At 43.7% G+C, this 17,451-nt stretch carries 13 protein-coding genes; 5 read left to right on the forward strand and 8 right to left on the reverse strand.

All coding sequences use genetic code 11. The features are described 5' to 3' along the window. Positions 1-123 precede the first annotated feature (123 nt). Positions 124-1,404: a multidrug efflux MFS transporter EmrD gene (emrD, locus tag FIV04_RS05150; protein ID WP_152468448.1), complete on the reverse strand. Its 1,281-nt coding sequence runs from the start codon at positions 1,402-1,404 to the stop codon at positions 124-126. A gap of 477 nt (positions 1,405-1,881) precedes the next feature. On the opposite strand from emrD, the gene FIV04_RS05155 reads away from it, so the two are divergent. Then, a complete protein-coding gene (locus tag FIV04_RS05155; RefSeq protein WP_152468449.1) occupies positions 1,882-3,999 on the forward strand; it encodes a methyl-accepting chemotaxis protein in 2,118 nt (705 codons plus the stop codon). A gap of 73 nt (positions 4,000-4,072) precedes the next feature. On the opposite strand, the gene FIV04_RS05160 is transcribed toward FIV04_RS05155, so the two are convergent. The 5 genes from FIV04_RS05160 to dinG all read right to left on the reverse strand — a co-directional run bounded on the left by FIV04_RS05160 (position 4,073) and on the right by dinG (position 8,914). Continuing rightward, positions 4,073-5,206: a cupin domain-containing protein gene (locus tag FIV04_RS05160; RefSeq protein WP_152468450.1), complete on the reverse strand. Its 1,134-nt coding sequence runs from the start codon at positions 5,204-5,206 to the stop codon at positions 4,073-4,075. Positions 5,207-5,227: 21 nt separating this feature from the next. Further along, positions 5,228-5,398, reverse strand: a complete 171-nt coding sequence (rsmS, locus tag FIV04_RS05165) for a pleiotropic regulatory protein RsmS (RefSeq protein WP_032549465.1) — start codon at positions 5,396-5,398, stop codon at positions 5,228-5,230. Then, positions 5,388-5,936, reverse strand: a complete 549-nt coding sequence (locus FIV04_RS05170) for a primosomal replication protein (protein WP_152468451.1) — start codon at positions 5,934-5,936, stop codon at positions 5,388-5,390. The genes rsmS and FIV04_RS05170 overlap by 11 nt, the downstream gene beginning before the upstream one ends. 16 nt (positions 5,937-5,952) lie before the next feature. Continuing rightward, complete coding sequence (locus tag FIV04_RS05175; RefSeq protein ID WP_152468452.1) at positions 5,953-6,732, reverse strand: TSUP family transporter; 780 nt, start codon at positions 6,730-6,732, stop codon at positions 5,953-5,955. Positions 6,733-6,838: 106 nt separating this feature from the next. After that, on the reverse strand, positions 6,839-8,914 hold the full coding sequence (dinG, locus tag FIV04_RS05180; protein WP_152468453.1) for an ATP-dependent DNA helicase DinG: 2,076 nt from the start codon (positions 8,912-8,914) through the stop codon (positions 6,839-6,841). A gap of 514 nt (positions 8,915-9,428) precedes the next feature. On the opposite strand from dinG, the gene FIV04_RS05185 reads away from it, so the two are divergent. Continuing rightward, a complete protein-coding gene (locus FIV04_RS05185; protein WP_152468454.1) occupies positions 9,429-10,430 on the forward strand; it encodes a porin in 1,002 nt (333 codons plus the stop codon). 161 nt (positions 10,431-10,591) lie between these two features. On the opposite strand, the gene FIV04_RS05190 is transcribed toward FIV04_RS05185, so the two are convergent. After that, the gene (locus tag FIV04_RS05190; protein ID WP_152468455.1) at positions 10,592-11,329 is read right to left on the reverse strand and encodes a pseudouridine synthase; all 738 of its coding nucleotides are present in this window, start codon (positions 11,327-11,329) and stop codon (positions 10,592-10,594) included. 317 nt (positions 11,330-11,646) lie between these two features. Between FIV04_RS05190 and FIV04_RS05195 the strand changes: the two genes are divergently transcribed. Then, positions 11,647-13,872: an NADP-dependent isocitrate dehydrogenase gene (locus FIV04_RS05195; protein WP_152468456.1), complete on the forward strand. Its 2,226-nt coding sequence runs from the start codon at positions 11,647-11,649 to the stop codon at positions 13,870-13,872. 124 nt (positions 13,873-13,996) lie between these two features. On the opposite strand, the gene cspD is transcribed toward FIV04_RS05195, so the two are convergent. Next, positions 13,997-14,218 carry a cold shock domain-containing protein CspD gene (gene cspD, locus FIV04_RS05200; RefSeq protein WP_032549456.1) on the reverse strand — a complete coding sequence of 74 codons (222 nt, stop codon included), beginning with the start codon at positions 14,216-14,218 and terminating at the stop codon, positions 13,997-13,999. Positions 14,219-14,763: 545 nt separating this feature from the next. Here cspD and clpS point away from each other — a divergent pair. After that, on the forward strand, positions 14,764-15,084 hold the full coding sequence (gene clpS / locus FIV04_RS05205) for an ATP-dependent Clp protease adapter ClpS (protein WP_032549455.1): 321 nt from the start codon (positions 14,764-14,766) through the stop codon (positions 15,082-15,084). 42 nt (positions 15,085-15,126) lie between these two features. Further along, positions 15,127-17,397, forward strand: a complete 2,271-nt coding sequence (gene clpA / locus FIV04_RS05210) for an ATP-dependent Clp protease ATP-binding subunit ClpA (protein WP_152468457.1) — start codon at positions 15,127-15,129, stop codon at positions 17,395-17,397. Positions 17,398-17,451 lie beyond the last annotated feature (54 nt).

Raw genomic sequence — 17,451 nt, forward strand, 5'->3', positions numbered from 1 at the left:
AAAAATCAAAGTAATGTTTGATTAAATTGATGGAAGACATCAGGCGAGGGTAAACGGGTAACAAAAAAGGGACACGCCTTTCGGCATGTCCCTCTATTTGTGAGGCAAAATTTGCGTTTTACTTTAGATAGCCAATGGCATTTCGTTTGAGTGATCAGGCTTACGATTAACCCAACGCAAACCAAGCATGGCGATAAGTGACATGGTAATCATCAAGACGCCAAGTGGTAGTTGATCTTGAGCCGGGAAGAACGATGCCAATAGCGTTGCAATACCGGCACCTAGGTTCTGCATACCACCTAAGATCGCGCCACCCGTACCAGCGTGGTATGGGAATGGCGAAAGTGCTCCCGTTGTTGCTGCCGGGAATAAGATACCCGCGCCCAAGAAGTAAATGGTTGCACCGCCAATTAAGGTTAATGCGGTTGTTTGACCAAAAAGACCTGGGATAAGCACCACAGCTGAGCCAACCAAGATCGATACTAAGCCAACATTCAACGCGCGGCGTTCAGAACGACGTTGCGCGATGTAACTTGATAGGCCTGCACCCACTAGGTAACCTGGAATCGGCAATACAAATAGCAAACTCACGGTGGTTGCAGGCAAGCCAAGTACACCGCCAAGTAATACACCAGCTGCTGCCTCGAACACTGCTACGCCCGCAAATGTTGCCACCAGTACTAGTAAGAAACCTTGGAAGCGTTTGTCAGACAGAACGAATTTGTAGCTGTTGACTACCGATTCATGTTTGCGTCGCTCTTTTGGCAATGTCTCCATCATGCTCGTCATCATGGTGATCACCACAGCGATACCAAACAGCGCTAAAAACAAGTAGCTAGAACGCCAGCCGAAAGCTTCCGTTAGGTAACCACCGAGTACAGGTGCCATCAATGGGGAGAAAATTACACACATGCTGATTAAGCTGTTCGCACGGTGCAACTCAGCGCCCTCAAAACAGTCGCGAGTCAATGTACGAGACATCGCACCTCCACAACCAATGCCCAGTCCTTGAATAAAGCTACCCGCCAAGAACCATTCGTATTCATGAGCGAATAAGGCTACCAAGGTACCTAGGATGTAGATGACTAAGCCAGCAACGATGATAGGCTTACGACCGAGGCGATCTGAAAGCGGACCGTAAACAAATTGCGACAAACCATAAGGGATCAGGTAACACGCCATCACTGCTTGAAGTGAAGACGCAGAAACCAAGAACTCACCTGCCATATGACCAATAGAAGGCACGTACATCGTTTGAGTCATTTGACCTACGGCTGTCAGAATAGCGATTAAAAAGGTAAGTTTCGCTAATGGAAACGAGGCGGACATTTGCGTATCTCTCCAAAAATTAAAAACGTAAAAAGCCTTAGCGCTCCATGAAGGAGAACCAACTGAATAAAGTATTTAGGGAATCTAGGCGCGAGATATTAGAGTTTGACTGCCGAATTAGCAATCAAAAAATGTGAACTTGATCAAGATAAAAATCTATAATATAGATTAGAAAATATAATCCGAAACTGCTGGGTTTTAGGATGTGAAATATGGAAGTGGGCTTCATTAAACTATCTCTTTGACAAAGCAAGACTCTTATTAATAGTGTGAGTTCAATCATTTATCTAAGTGATGAACATCGTTAGTTGAGTGCTCTAAATTCAATTAATTGACTAAGCATGACAAGACAAAAGCGACTGGAAATCAGTATTTAAAAATGGAAAGATACGATTTATTAACATTTATATAAACTTTCGTTTTATATGTGACCGATTTGTGCTGTAATTGTCGGCTAAGCTATTCGTCTAACAGACATAAGTAGAATTGCATTTTTGCTATCGGTATGTTTTTAGGTCCACGGAAGTCTTTTGGCTTAAATAAGGATATTCAATGCGCTCACTTTCAGTACAGTGGAAAATCACCCTCTTGGCAGGGTGTTGTTTACTTATCACTTCACTCTCTCTTATTGGTTTCTCGATCTACAACGCTTCAAGCAATCAGCAGGTGATCAAGTCTCAAAGTTCAGATTCTGTTATTAACAAAACAGAGCAGTTATTGGCATCGGTTTCGCAGTTAAATGCACAGGAAACCCAACGCTATGTAGATGAAGCCATCTATCGAGCTGAAATGCTAGCCGCGAGTGCTAAATTCCTAAAGACTAATGCTGAAGAGAACTTCACGCCAAGCGAAGAGCTACGCACTGCATTAGATGAGATGATTCGTCGTTCAGTCTTAGACTTTGACTCAATCCTTGGTGCTTACTTGGTATTTCGCCCTGAAATGCTTGATGGTGAAGACGGAAACTATGTAGATGCAGATTACGTAGGTTCTAACGAAGTGGGGCGTTTTGCACCCTATTGGAAAGTGGCAGACAATGGAGAGAACGTGCTGTCAAATGTTCTTTCCGAGCAGATTCTCAACGACAACTCAAACAGCGAACGCTTCTATTGTCCGCTATCGAGTGGTCAAACATGTATTAGTACACCTAAGGTTGTGACTAGCGGTGGCCAGTCGCTGTTAACTTCGTCGATTTCTGTACCAATTCTGATTGATGATACGCCAATTGGCTTTTTAGGTATCGATCTTCGACTTGACGCTCTAACTCATATTGTTGCTGAGTCAGATGCAGAGTTGTTTGATGGCAATGGTGCTATCTATGTCGTGAGCTTAGATGGCTCTGTGATTGCCGCAGATGACACGTCAATTCCTACTGGCTCTCAGTTCGCAAGTAAGCATACAAGCAATGACCAACTCACTGATTTTATGTTTGGTGGCGAGACGATGACACAGTGGAGCGAAAACGGTGAGTGGTTACTTGCTTTTGCACCAGTTGTTGCAGCGAATCAAACTTGGGGTGTGTTGTTAGAGATCCCTCGCGACAGTGTCGTGGCGGATGCAAATCTGCTTGATGCGATTATTAGTGACAAGCTAAGTGAAGGCATTAAAACTGAACTCATTGCTGGTGGTCTGTTCATTGTTATTGGCTTAGCGATCATTGCGTTTGCTTCACTTTCTATTGTGAAGCCGATTCGTCAAGTGGTTGAAAGGTTAGACGATATCGCATCTGGTGAAGGTGATTTAACCCAAAGGCTTGATGTTAAGTCACAAGACGAAGTTGGGCAGTTAGCACAAGGCTTTAACCGATTCCTAGATAAGCTACAGCCAACGATCAAAGAAGTGATTGCGACGTCGGAGCAAGTCGCGAATACCACAAGCGCTGCGAAGGCTTCGGCTTCTAGCACCCGCCAAAGCAGTGAATCGCAGTTTAAAGAAGTCGATTTAGTGGCAACAGCAGCAGAAGAGATGACGCAGACTGCAAGTCTAGTTGTTCAGAATGCGGAGGTCGCGGTAGGTGCGGCAAGTGAGGCTAACTCTTCTGCTAAGCAAGGGCAGCAGGTGATTGAGCTGTCAGCTGGAGAAATGAGGAAGCTGGTGGAGCGTATGTCGAGCGCAGTACCTATTGTTGAAGAGCTTGCCAAGAACAACGCTAACATCACTGATATTTTGGGAGTGATTGAAGGTATCTCAGAACAAACAAACTTGTTGGCTCTAAACGCGGCGATTGAAGCGGCTCGTGCCGGTGAACAGGGTAGAGGCTTTGCCGTGGTTGCGGATGAAGTTCGTAATCTCGCAAGTCGCACTCAAGCGTCTGTCGGCGAAATTCGTCAAGTTATTGATAAGGTTCAAGCTGGAACGCAGGATGTCGTTGAAGCGATTCAAGAGGGTAACATCCTAGCGAATGATACGGCTCTACACGTTCAGAATGCGGTTGAGGACTTAGGCTCAATCTTTACTTCGATTGAGGCCATTAGCGATATGAATAACCAGATTGTAAGAGCAGCAGAAGAGCAACAATCGGTTTCTGGCGAAGTGAACCAAAGCGTGGTGAATATTCGTGATCTAAGCGCACAAATTCTTGAACAGGCTTCGAAATCAGAAGAGCAAGGGAATCAGATTGATACCTTATCTCAGCAGCAACAAGCACTAGTGAATCAATTCAAGGTTTAAGCTTTTATCGCTTTAGAACAACAAAGGGACACGTATTTGCGTGTCCCTTTTCTTTTGTTATGAGTTCTTCAAACTACTCTTCGATAAACCAATAGCCTTTATTTACTAGGTCTGTAATAAGAGCAATAGCTGATGGGCTGAATGTTTGCTCTGGAGAGATGATGGATTCATTGCACATTGACGTTAATAGTGCACTATCACCTTCTTCAACTTTAATTACTTCACCATTGATATACGCCACATTAGTCTCTGTCTCATGGTAAAGCGCTTTAAGTCCTGAAACTTTGTAAATCTCACCTTGTGCTGCAAGATGATTAGATACCTCTTCCGCTTTCCACAATGGCTCTGGCGCCACAATATCAAGCTGGTGGCGTGACTGGCTCAGTAGGCATCCCATAAAGTCACTTACTGTATTCGGTTGCTCTAGCGCTGAATGTAGCATTTTTGTCAGGCTTGCAAGGTCTGACTGACGTATCTGACCGAAGTTGTTTTGCGTTTTGAACTCAGGATCATGAAGATGTGTATCACCCATATCATGCGCAAGCACGAAGTCAGCAAAATTACTGATAAGCTCTTGCTCTTTGGGTGAGCGGTAACCAATTGAGTAACTCATTGAAGGCTCCAAAGTGGTACCTTCGTGAGGGAAGCCCGGTGGGATGTAGAGAATGTCACCCGGCTCTAATACTTGGTCGATGATAGGATTAAAGCCTTCAATTTGGCGAAGTGCAGATGCTTGAATGCTCTCTTTATATTGTCCTTTATCTTTAGCGCCCACTTTCCACTGACGCTTACCGTGACCTTGAACGATAAAAACATCATATTGATCAATGTGAGGACCAACGCCACCATGCTCAGCCGAGTAGCAGATCATTAGATCGTCAAACAACCAGTTTGGCAGCTGTTTAAATGACTCCGCCAGTTGAGCCGCACCCTGATGCCAATGGTTTGCTGCTTGAACGATAAGCTGCCAGTGGCTTTGTGGGAGTTGACCAAACTTATCTTCGCTAAATGGACCGTGTTCCGCTGACCACTTATTATCTTGGTTAGAGATAAAGCGTGAGTCGACTTCTTCTTCCATTGATAACCCTGCCAGCTCTTCTGGGCTGATTGGGTCAACGAAATCTTTGAAACCGCCTTTGATGATGGTTGGTTGTTTATGCCAGTATTGTTCAACAAACTCGGCCATAGAGAAGTTAAGTTGGTACATGTGTATCCTGTAATATTCGTTCTAAGTGCTAGGTTCTAATTTAGCTTGAAGGTCTTTTTCGACGATCTTGATCGCCTCTAAAGCAACCTTAGGGTCGATCTCGTTGCTTTCAAAAAGGTAGATAAGATCGACAGCTAGTTTGATCTCATCTGGTGCGCTATCAAGTGGTGATGGGGCTTGTTCAGTGCTCATCTCTATTTGGAACCTCTAAATCTATTTGCCTGTGTATTTTCTTCATTGACTCTTCGCAACGCTCTAGCCGTTCACTTGCTAGTTGCCAGGCTTTTTCTGCCTGCTCTTTTTGATAGGCAGGGCACGTATCAAGTACAGCCTTTTTTTGCTGAACAAGAGCGGTTAAACGTCGCTGCCAATCTTGGTGTTGAGCAAGGTCATTATAGAGTTGATTGGTGGAATGTGGTTTATGCAGGTTACGATCGTCACGTAGGTCGTAGTTTGCGAGTTCCCTTTGGAGAGCGGCAACTTGGTTAGTTAACTTTTCAGTTAGGTGAGCCGCTCTTGCTGCCGTTAATTGGTTTTTGGCTTGTTCTGAGAGAATTCGTTGATAGTTGGATTGTGTTTCTAATGCGTAAGGCATCAGTACCTTGGCTCTAGATTTAAAGAGGGTACTATCGAATAGCGGTTGATGGTATGTGCCACGAGCGCTATCTACTTGTTTACAATGCCCGATCAACGTGTCGAGAATTTTGCCGAGTTGCTTAAAGTGAGACATTCTACATCTAAACTTTTTACAGGTTTACAAACCAAGCTTCATAAGCCAGTTTGATAGCGAGCACACTCACTACGGTAACAAATACCGGGCGGATAAACTTGGCGCCAAAGTGTATAGCAGAGTGAGCACCAACAAACGCGCCAACCATCAAACAAACGCCCATCGTCAATCCGAGAACCCAATCGATATGACCTAGAATTGCAAAAGTAACCAGGGAGGTGAAGTTACTGGTGAAATTCATTGCTTTCGATAAACCAGACGCGAGCAAAATGTTCAAGCGATATAGCGCCATTGAACTCACTGTCCAAAATGCACCAGTTCCAGGGCCGGCAACACCATCATAGAAACCTAGAGTAAAACCCTGAGCAATCTGTTTCTTCTTGAGAACAGGGCAGGGCTTGGGAGATACATTCTGATTGGCATTCGGCGTTTTATGGAAAATCGTATAAATCGCGGCTGCTAATATTACTAGCGGCAAGACTTTTTCTAACCACTGGGTACTGATGGCGTCAACCACTAATGTACCTACAGTTGCGCCAATTAAAGTTGCAATAAATGCGTTGATCCAACATTGAGGCTTGAACAGTTTCTTCTTGTAGTAAGTAAAAGCCGCTGTTGACGATGCAAAGGTTGCAGCGAGCTTATTGGTCCCTAGCGCAATGTGCGGTGGTAACCCCAAAGACAGCAGAGCAGGCACCGTGAGCATACCGCCGCCGCCGGCAACGGCATCGATAAAACCGGCAGCAAAGGCAACCAGTGCAAGTATGACCAACATGGTTGGTTCAATCATTTCCATAGATAGCTATTATTCTCGTTATACGCTGTATCAGCAGCGTTGCTTTTCAATTTGCTGGGAGCAAACTGAAGCAAAATTTAGCAGGAGCGCGCAACAACCCTACTCGTTAGTATTTTATCGTACGTTTAAAAGGCGGTAGGGAGTCTAATAAGGACTTGCCATAGCGCTTTGTGACTATGCGTCGATCAAGGATCGTGACTTTACCAGAATCTCGTTCTTTACGCAGCAGTCGGCCGACAGATTGGATCAGTTTTTTACTCGCCTCAGGTACGGTAATTTGCATAAAAGGATTACCGCCTTTGGACTCAATGTATTCTGAGTGAGCTTGCTCTACCGGTGAGGTTGGAACACCAAATGGAATTTTGGTGATGATTAGGTTTTCTAACAGTTCACCGGGCAAATCAAGGCCTTCAGAAAAGCTACCTGTACCGAAAAGCACACTGGTTTTTCCTTTTTCCACCAGGGCTTTATGTTTTTTTAGAATTTCTGAGCGGGAAGTATCACCTTGTACTTGTAAGGCCCAGCCTTTTTTAACGAAATCTGTAGATAAACCTTCAGCAACCTGATTCATTTGCCAGTACGAAGAGAATAAAACGAGGTTAGCTTTGTTGTCTTCAATTACGTTAGGCAAAATTTCGATAAGATATTCTGTAAACTGCGGATCCTGAGGTTCGTACTTCATTGCGGGTACGACTAGCTCTGCTTGATTTTGATAATCAAACGGCGAGGCTAACGCTAGAAATTGCACTCCATCCTCAGGCTTTTGACTGATACCTGCTTGATGACAGAAAAAGCTGAATGAGTTTAGCGCCCGCATGGTAGCTGAAACTAATACTGCACCGACACAGCGGCTCCAGATCTGTTGGTCTAGCTGCCAACCGACCTCTAAAGGCGAAACATTAACAATGAAATCGTCTTCATTCTCTTTATTTAGCTCTAACCAACGTGCCAATGGCGCACCTTTATCGCGTTTAGGCTCTGCCATTAAGCGCCAGACTTGTGCGAGGTTTTCCGTTCTCTGTATATAGAAACCGATTTCTGCTAGCGCGGGTTCTGCAAGTTTGGCTGAGAGCTCGCCATCTTTTACTCTTTCTGCAATAAGGTCAGCAATCTTTGCCACGGCTTGGCTGGCTTTCTGACTCAACTGCTTTAGATCTTTTGATTCACTTTCAAGCCATTCTGGAAGGTCACCGTGTTCAAAGCGATATAAGCCGTCTTCAAATTGGGTAGCATCGAAGCGCTTACTCAGTTGAGAAAGGGTTGGAATAAGCTGCTGAACAGAATCTTGCAGCTCATTTCTGAACCGATAGACTCGTTTCTCTTCTGCTAGGCCTGAAAGCTTGCTGATTGATTGATTTAAGCGCTCTAACCATGACGCCGCACCTTTTAAGCTTGCAGCTGCGGAAGAGTGGTCTCGTGCTACATGAGGCAGATGGTGTGCTTCGTCGAACACATAAATGCTATTTTCTGGCTCAGGTAGAATGACGCCACCACCTAGGTCTGCGTCTGCCATCACTAAGCTGTGGTTAGCGATAATGACATCTGCTTTGTCGAGTTCAGAGCGTGCTTTTTGGAACGGACAATCTCGGTGTGCGGGCATACTGTTGTTACAACTGTGTTTGTCACTCACGATCATCTGCCAAATCATATCGTCAATCGGCTTAGGCCATGAGTCGCGGTCTCCATCCCATTTACCCTGAGCCAGGCTTCGATACATGGTTTCCAGCTGCTCAATGTCTTTCTTCTTTGGCTTTGATTCAAACATAGCCATCTGACCGCCGTCAGCACCACATGCCACAGCCAGTTTTTCGGCACAGCAATACCTTTGTCGTCCTTTAGCCAATATAAAGGAAAACTCTCTATCGGTAAGTCGTCTATATAGAGGGAGGTCTTTATTGACCAGTTGTTCTTGTAGAGCAACGGTAGCTGTAGAGATCACAATTTTTCGATTGTTTAAAACAGCCACAGGTATGGTTGCCATTAAATAAGAGAGGGATTTTCCGATTCCGGTACCCGCTTCAGCCACAATCATGCGATTACTTTTATGGTATTGGCCACAAAGTGTCTTTGCTATTTCAGCAACAAGGTAGTTTTGTGCACGTCTAGGTACAAAGTTTTCCAACTGTGATTGAAGGTTTTGATAACTGGTGCGAATAGAGTTTTGAATTTTAGTGGTTAGCATACTGTGACCCAAGTAACGAAGCCGCGATAGTAGCACATTTCACTAGCCTGTTCATTTTCGACGAAATAGGTTGCTTTTGAATCAAAGGTAGATCTTGTTCACAAAAAAAAACTGAACCTTCATGAAGTTAGCGATTTTATTTATTGTGCGAAATATAAATATCAAAAAAAATACCACTTTAAGTGTTTAGTTCTGGTGTTTGCTCTTTTGGTATGCTTTTTTTAGTGTTTTTGTCTGTGTTGGTTGTTTTTAGGTCTATTATATTTTTGCTCAAACTGCTCGAGAAGTGTCTCGTAAAATGATGAAAAAAATTGTAAGTGATTGAATTTGTTTGATTTGTGTTTTTTTTAGGTTTGTTTTTAGTTTATTTGACACGCAGGATAATCTTTTGCAATCTAGACCTCGAAATTTAGTGACGGTGATTAACCAACAAAGAGTGGTAATGACCATCACAAAAAATAAAAAGGGAACCGGGCAAGGATCTCCCATTCTTAGAAAAGGCAGTGGATTTATTATGAAAAAGACTCTATTAGCTCTAGTAGTAGCAGCAGCTTCTACTTCTGCATTCGCAAACGTTGATACTCAAAACTCTAAGCCAGAGTTCGAATTCGACCCAATGCACAAAGACCAGTTCTCAGTTTCTGGTGCTATCGGTGTAGGTGGTTACTACGATACTAAGAGCAAAGCTCTATACGATGACTGGGCAACAGCTGTAACAGTTGCAACTATCTACCAAAACAACCGTCTACGTGGTTACCTAGAAATCGATCTAGAGATGAACTACAGCACTGACGAGTCTAAGCAACCAATCCAATCTGGTCCAGCTACTGACGTAGATAAAGCATGGCTAGGTTACGAGACTGATTTCGGTCTTGTATCTTTCGGTTGGGAAAACGATACTGCTCTTGATAAAGTTGATGGCGCTGGTGACACAACTTACGAGTTTGGTTCTTCTGCAGGCGACACTTCTGACGCATTCAACGTAATCAAGTTTGAAGGTAAAGCTTCTGCATTTGCATACGGTGTTTCTACTTTCGAAACTGACGATGACCGTGAAAAAGCTGAAACTGGTTACAACGGCTACTTCGGTGTTGAGCAAGAAACTTTCAACGTATACGCTGGTTACGAAACTCGTGAAAACGGTAAAGAAGACGAAGAAATCGTTTCTCTATCTGGTAACGTAAATCTAGGTGCTGCAACTCTAGGTGCGAACTTCTGGGTTAACGATCTAGAAACTTCTACAAACACTGGTAAAACAGAAACTGGTTACTACCTATCTGGTTCTTACCCAGTAACTGAGCAACTAACTCTAGCTGCTGGTTACAACGCTGTTTCTACTGATTCACAAGTTGCTGGTACTGCTGACGTAGACATGTCTCGCGTAAACATCGCTGCTATGTACACTCTTAACGACCGTGTAGACATGGGTATCGATATCCTACAAGACGTAGACACTGGCGATTCTTCTAAAGACGAAGAGACTTACGTATTCGCTGCTGCATTCTACAGCTTCTAATCATTGCTTAATTAGCAATACTTAGAAATGATAAAAGCCAGTCTTATGACTGGCTTTTTTACGTCTGTGCGCAGTGAATCGTTGTAAATTTATATAAAAATAGCCGTAATGTGCGGCTGTTTTTTCTTTTTGGTTAATGGATAACCTAGATGACTATTACTCTAAACCTCTTTCCACTCTCCAGGTTGTAAATCACCTAAGGTCATTCCACCCATCGAGTAACGAATCAGGCGAAGAGTAGGGAAGCCGATGTTAGCCGTCATGCGACGTACCTGACGATTTCGACCTTCGATGATCGTAATAGCAAGCCATGTAGTCGGAATCGCTGCGCGAAATCGCACTGGCGGATTACGCTCCCAAACGCTCGGTTCGGGCATAATTTCAACTTTGGCCGGTAGCGTCATACCATCTTTGAGCTCTACACCCTTTCTCAATTTATCTAAATCGTTCTCTGTTGGAGCTCCTTCGACTTGTACCCAATAGGTTTTTGGCGATTTAGAGTTAGGTTGAGTCAGTTTAGCTTGGTAGATACCATCATTAGTTAGCACCATCAATCCTTCGCTATCGCGATCCAAACGACCAGCTGCATACACATCTTTCACAGGTATAAAGTCTGCTAAGGTTTTGCGACCTTCACCATCCGTAAACTGACTCAGCGTATCGAATGGTTTATTGAATAGAATCACTTTTCGCTCTTCAAGAGCGACTTTTGGTTTATCCGTGTTTGGTTTACGTTTATAGCGCTGCTTACTAGATGAATTACTCTTGCTTGTAGCAGAAGAACGGCGCTCATTCCCTTTGTTATTCGAACGCGATGTGGTTTTGCTGCCTTGTTTAAATTGGCCGCCTTTTCGAGAGGAGCCATTAGAGCGCGAAGTGCTACGAGAGCGAGTAGACATGTTAACTACCTTGCAAAAATGTAAACGAAGTGTGCTGAAAAGTTTTCACTGAAACGGAATTGAGCTATCATTTGCGCGCCTAAAAGACACAAAATAGAACAAGTTAATGGACTATAAAGCCCAATTTGTTTAATTATACCAACGTGTTTTATTATAACAACGCACTCACGGATTTGGTTCATGCCGTCATAAAACGGTATGAAAAATAAGATAGAGTACGACTATCGAGTAGACCTTCGTTGCTCTCAAGCACTGTCTACTGGTCAATTTAAACATTCTCACAATGAGTGAGCTTGTCAGAACTATAGGGAAATTTCATGCCTACTGAAAAACCAACCATCATCTATACCATTACAGACGAAGCACCAGCACTAGCGACATACTCTCTACTGCCTATCATTCAGTCATTCACTGCTTCTTCTGGTATCAACGTTGATACTCGTGATATCTCACTTGCAGGGCGTATTATTGCTAACTTCCCTGACTACTTAACTGAAGAGCAACGTATTGGTGATGCACTTGCTGAACTTGGCGAGTTGGCAAAAACACCGGAAGCAAACATCATTAAGCTTCCAAACATTTCAGCGTCTATCCCACAACTTCAAGCAACTATCAAAGAGCTTCAAGCAAAAGGCTACGCACTTCCTAACTACCCAGAAGAAGCAAGCACAGACGAAGAGAAAGCGATCAAAGCAACTTACGATAAGATTAAAGGTAGTGCTGTAAACCCTGTATTACGTGAAGGTAACTCTGACCGTCGTGCACCGCTTTCTGTAAAAAATTACGCGAAGAAAAACCCACACTCAATGGGTGCATGGGCTGCAGACTCTAAGTCTCATGTCGCGAGTATGGACGGCAAAGACTTCTTCGGTAGCGAAAAATCGACCACTATCGACGGCGCAACAGAAGTAAGCATTGAGTTTGTTGGTCAGGATGGCGCTAAGAAGACACTGAAGCCAGCTTTTGCTTTGCAAGACAAAGAGATCATCGATACTTCAGTGATGAACAAGGCTGCGCTTGTTGCGTTCTTTGAAAAAGAGATTGCTTCAGCAAAAGAGCAGGGTGTACTGCTTTCTCTGCACATGAAAGCAACAATGATGAAGGTTTCTGATCCAGTGATCTTTGGCCATGCGGTTAAGGTTTACTACAAAGATGTATTCGCGAAATACGGTCAACTATTTGAAGAGTTGGGCGTTGACGTGAACAACGGTATTGGTGACGTATACGCTAAGATCGCATCACTGCCACAAGAGCAGAAAGAAGCTATCGAAGCTGACCTACAAGCGGTATACGAGACTCAACCACCTCTAGCTATGGTTGATTCAGATCGTGGTATCACAAACCTACACGTACCAAGTGACATCATTGTTGATGCGTCAATGCCAGCGATGCTACGTTCTTCTGGTCAAATGTGGGGGCCAGATGGTAAGCAGAAAGATACTAAAGCGATGATCCCAGATCGTAGCTACGCAAGCATCTACCAAGCTGTTATCGATTTCTGTAAAGAGAATGGTGCATTTGATCCAACAACAATGGGTAGCGTGCCAAACGTTGGCCTAATGGCTCAAAAAGCAGAAGAGTACGGTTCTCATGATAAGACGTTCATCCTAGATGCTGCTGGTACAGTTCAAGTTGTTGATGCAAATGGTGCTGTACTTCTTGAGCAAGCTGTTGAAGAAGGCGACATCTTCCGCATGTGTCAAGTTAAAGACGCACCAATTCAAGATTGGGTTAAGCTTGCAGTAACACGTGCTCGTGCATCAGCGACTCCAGCAGTATTCTGGCTAGACGAATCTCGTGCACACGATGCAGAGCTGATTAAGAAAGTCAATGCTTACCTACCTGAGCATGATACAGATGGTCTGGAACTGAAGATTCTTTCTCCACTTGAAGCGACTAAGTTCTCTCTAGTTCGTATCAAAGAAGGTCTAGATACAATCTCAGTAACGGGTAACGTTCTACGTGATTACCTAACGGATTTATTCCCAATTCTAGAGCTTGGTACATCGGCGAAAATGCTGTCTATCGTTCCACTAATGAACGGTGGTGGTCTGTTTGAAACTGGTGCTGGCGGTTCTGCTCCTAAGCACGTTCAACAGGTAGAAAAAGAGAACCACCTACGTTGGGACTCTCTAGGTGAATTCCTCGCACTTGCGGCTTCACTTGAGCACCTAAGCACAGTAACAGGTAATGCTAAAGCTCAAGTTTTAGCTGATGCATTAGATAAAGCGACAGGTGAGTTCCTAGACATGAACAAGTCACCATCTCGTAAAGTTGGTGAGCTAGATAACCGTGGTAGCCACTACTACCTTGCAGCATACTGGGCAAAAGCTCTAGCAGAGCAAACGACTGATGCTGAACTAGCGCAAGAGTTTGCAAGTGTAGCGGCTAAGCTATCTGAAAGTGAAGAAGCGATCGTTGGTGAATTAAACAGTGCACAAGGTGTTAAAGGCGAACTAGGTGGTTACTACCTATTTGATGATGCACTGACTTCAGCTCTAATGCGTCCAAGCGCAACACTAAATGCAGTGATTAATGCATAGTTATTATTTAGAGTAATCTAAATCTTGTTTTAAAACGCTCCGTCAGGAGCGTTTTTTATTGCACATACAAAAACGCCCTGTTTTAAACAGGGCGTTTTAGATAAGAGCAGTAAATGAATAGCGACTACTTCGTTTGGCTAGTTTCTACCGGTACTACGGAGCTTGCGTGTGAGCCTTTCGGGCCGCTTTCAACTTCGTAATCGACTTGTTGCCCCGCCTTGAGTGTACGGTAACCCTCCATCTGTATCGTTGAATAGTGAGCGAAAATGTCACCTTCTTCACCTTCTGGACAAATGAAACCAAACCCTTTGGCATTGTTAAACCATTTTACTGTACCTGTAGCCATGCTATACATCCCTCATGCATTTTGTTACTGATGTTGTTTATATCAACTTTAAAAAGTGTCATTGATACGATTCTGAAACGACGAAAATTATCGTCATTGTTCTGAACTTCTACATTGCTGACATGAAATATCGCTGCCTTGCGTAATTATTCCGTGTTGTTAAATTTTAATGTAAAAAAACCTTTTAGCTCCAATGTAGCTAATGATTGAGCACAGTCAATAGCAAATTGGTAGAAAATTGATCATTTTTAATAACAAATCACACCTGAGAATCTGAACTATTTATTAACTTATTTGTAACTTAAGGGCGCAAATATTTGTTTTGCGTATGTTTATGCTGCCTTTTTAATCAATCACATATGTTAATCGACGCAATAGGCATCTTTTATTTGCAGCAAGGTAAATGGTGGATTAGGCTCAATGTATAGGTTTGATTTTTGGTCTCGTTTTCTAACACCGTTTCTTAGTACACCCTAAACGGTGAATGTGGTAGATTTAAGTATCGCACATGTCCGATTTCCAAAAATAACCTTAGCAAAGCTAACATGAGTAGAAACTTTGAATGGGCGGCTCCAGGCTCTGATTTACTGGAGAAAGAAAAAACGAAAGTTAAGCCACCGGCAATGTATAACGTCGTACTTAATAACGATGACTACACGCCAATGGACTTTGTAATCGAGATCCTAGAGCGATTCTTCTCACTAGATATCGAGAAAGCAACGGAAATTATGCTCAAGGTTCATTATGAAGGTAAAGCTATCTGTGGGACTTACAGCGCAGAGATAGCGGAAACAAAAGTAGCGCAAGTGACGATGTATTCAAAGGAAAATGAGCATCCGCTACTATGTACAATGGAGCAAGCTTAAAGACTTGTTCGAACAACACTGTTGTTCCCTTAGGAGGTACTTATGCTGAATAAAGAATTAGAATCAAGCTTGAACGGCGCTTTTGCTCGAGCGCGAGAAAAGCGACATGAGTTTATGACTGTCGAGCACCTCCTACTTGCATTATTAGAAAATGATGCGGCTAAGGAAGCGTTATTGGCATGCCAAGCCGACCTTGACGCCTTGCGTAACGAACTCGATGTTTTCATCGATCAAACCACTCCTCTTATCCCAGAAAGCGACGAAACGCGAGAAACTCAACCAACACTTAGTTTCCAACGCGTACTGCAACGTGCTGTTTTCCATGTTCAATCATCGGGTCGTAGCGAAGTAACCGGTGCCAACGTTCTGGTTGCTATCTTTAGCGAGCAAGAGTCTCACGCAGCTTACCTGTTGAAGAAGAACGATATCAGTCGCTTAGATATTGTTAACTTTATTTCTCACGGTATCACCAAAGCAAGCAATGAAGGCGATAGTGCTTCATCGTCTGACTCGTTTGGTGCTGAAAACGCAGAAGAGGCGAGTTCAGAAGACAGACTTGAAAATTTTGCAACCAACCTTAATGAAGTGGCGAAGAAAGGTAACATCGATCCACTGATTGGTCGTGATAAAGAGCTAGAACGCACAATCCAAGTCCTATGCCGCCGTCGTAAAAATAACCCTCTACTTGTTGGTGAAGCTGGCGTAGGTAAAACCGCGATTGCTGAAGGTCTTGCGTGGAGAATTGTAGAAGGCCAGGTGCCGGAAGTGATTCAAAGCAGCGTTATCTACTCATTGGATATTGGTTCTCTACTTGCGGGTACTAAATACCGTGGTGACTTTGAGAAGCGTTTTAAAGCGATTCTGAAACAGCTAGAGAAAGAAGAAGACGCAATCCTATTCATCGATGAGATCCACACCATTATCGGTGCAGGTGCAGCATCGGGCGGTCAAGTAGATGCAGCAAACTTAATTAAACCTCTACTGAGTAGCGGTAAGTTACGTTGCATTGGTTCAACGACTTATCAAGAGTACAGTAGTATTTTTGAGAAAGAGCGTGCATTGTCTCGCCGCTTCCAAAAAATTGATATTGTTGAACCATCACTTGATGACACAACTAAGATCCTTATTGGTCTTAAGCCTAAGTACGAAGCGCATCATGAAGTTCGCTACACCAATAAAGCCCTTCGAGCTGCAGTAGAGTTATCGGCTAAGTACATTAATGAGCGTCACCTACCTGATAAGGCGATTGACGTTATTGATGAAGCGGGTGCTCGCAGTCGTCTAGCTCCCGCAAGCCGTCGTAAGAAAACGGTTAGTGTTGCTGATATTGAGTCTATGGTCGCTAAGATGGCTCGTATCCCTGAGAAGTCAGTCTCTTCTTCGGACAAAGACATTCTGCAAAACCTAGACGACCGTATGAAAATGTTGGTGTTTGGCCAAGATACAGCAATCGATGCATTGAGTGAGGCGATTAAGCTTACACGTGCAGGTCTAGGTGCAGATAACAAACCAGTAGGTTCATTCCTGTTCGCTGGCCCAACAGGCGTAGGTAAAACGGAAGTGACAGTACAACTATCGAAACTGATGGGTATTGAGCTACTGCGTTTTGATATGTCTGAATACGGTGAGCGTCACTCGGTGAGCCGTTTGATTGGTGCGCCTCCTGGTTATGTTGGTTACGATCAAGGCGGTCTATTAACAGATGCAGTCATTAAAAACCCACACTCTGTTGTACTGCTAGACGAGATCGAGAAAGCGCATCCTGATATCTTTAACTTACTACTGCAGGTAATGGATAACGGTACTCTAACGGATAACAACGGACGTAAAGCGGATTTCCGTAACGTGATCCTAGTGATGACAACTAACGCGGGTGTGGCTGAAACAGAGAAGAAATCGATCGGCTTGATCCAGCAAGATCACGCGCCAGATGCGATGGGTGCTATCAAGAAAGTGTTCACTCCAGAGTTCCGCAACCGTCTTGATAATATCATCTGGTTTAACAGCTTAGATCCGACTGTGATTAGCCAAGTGGTTGATAAGTTCATTGTGGAGCTACAAGTTCAACTAGATGCTCGTGGCGTATCTCTGGAAGTGTCAGAAGATGCTCGTCATTGGTTAGCTGAAAAAGGCTATGACAAAGCGATGGGCGCTCGTCCAATGGGTCGTGTGATTCAAGAGCAGCTCAAGAAGCCTCTGGCAAACGAACTGCTGTTTGGTAGTTTAGTTGACGGTGGTACTGTGAAAGTAACGCTGAAGAAAGATGAGCTTCAATTTAGCTACGTTGGTGCGAAAGAAGAAGTGATGCACTAGTCATTCTCTTTTATAAACATCAATCTAAAACGTACGGCTTCGGTCGTGCGTTTT

The organism is Vibrio sp. THAF190c (assembly GCF_009363355.1).
Taxonomy (GTDB): Bacteria; Pseudomonadota; Gammaproteobacteria; order Enterobacterales; family Vibrionaceae; genus Vibrio; species Vibrio fortis_A.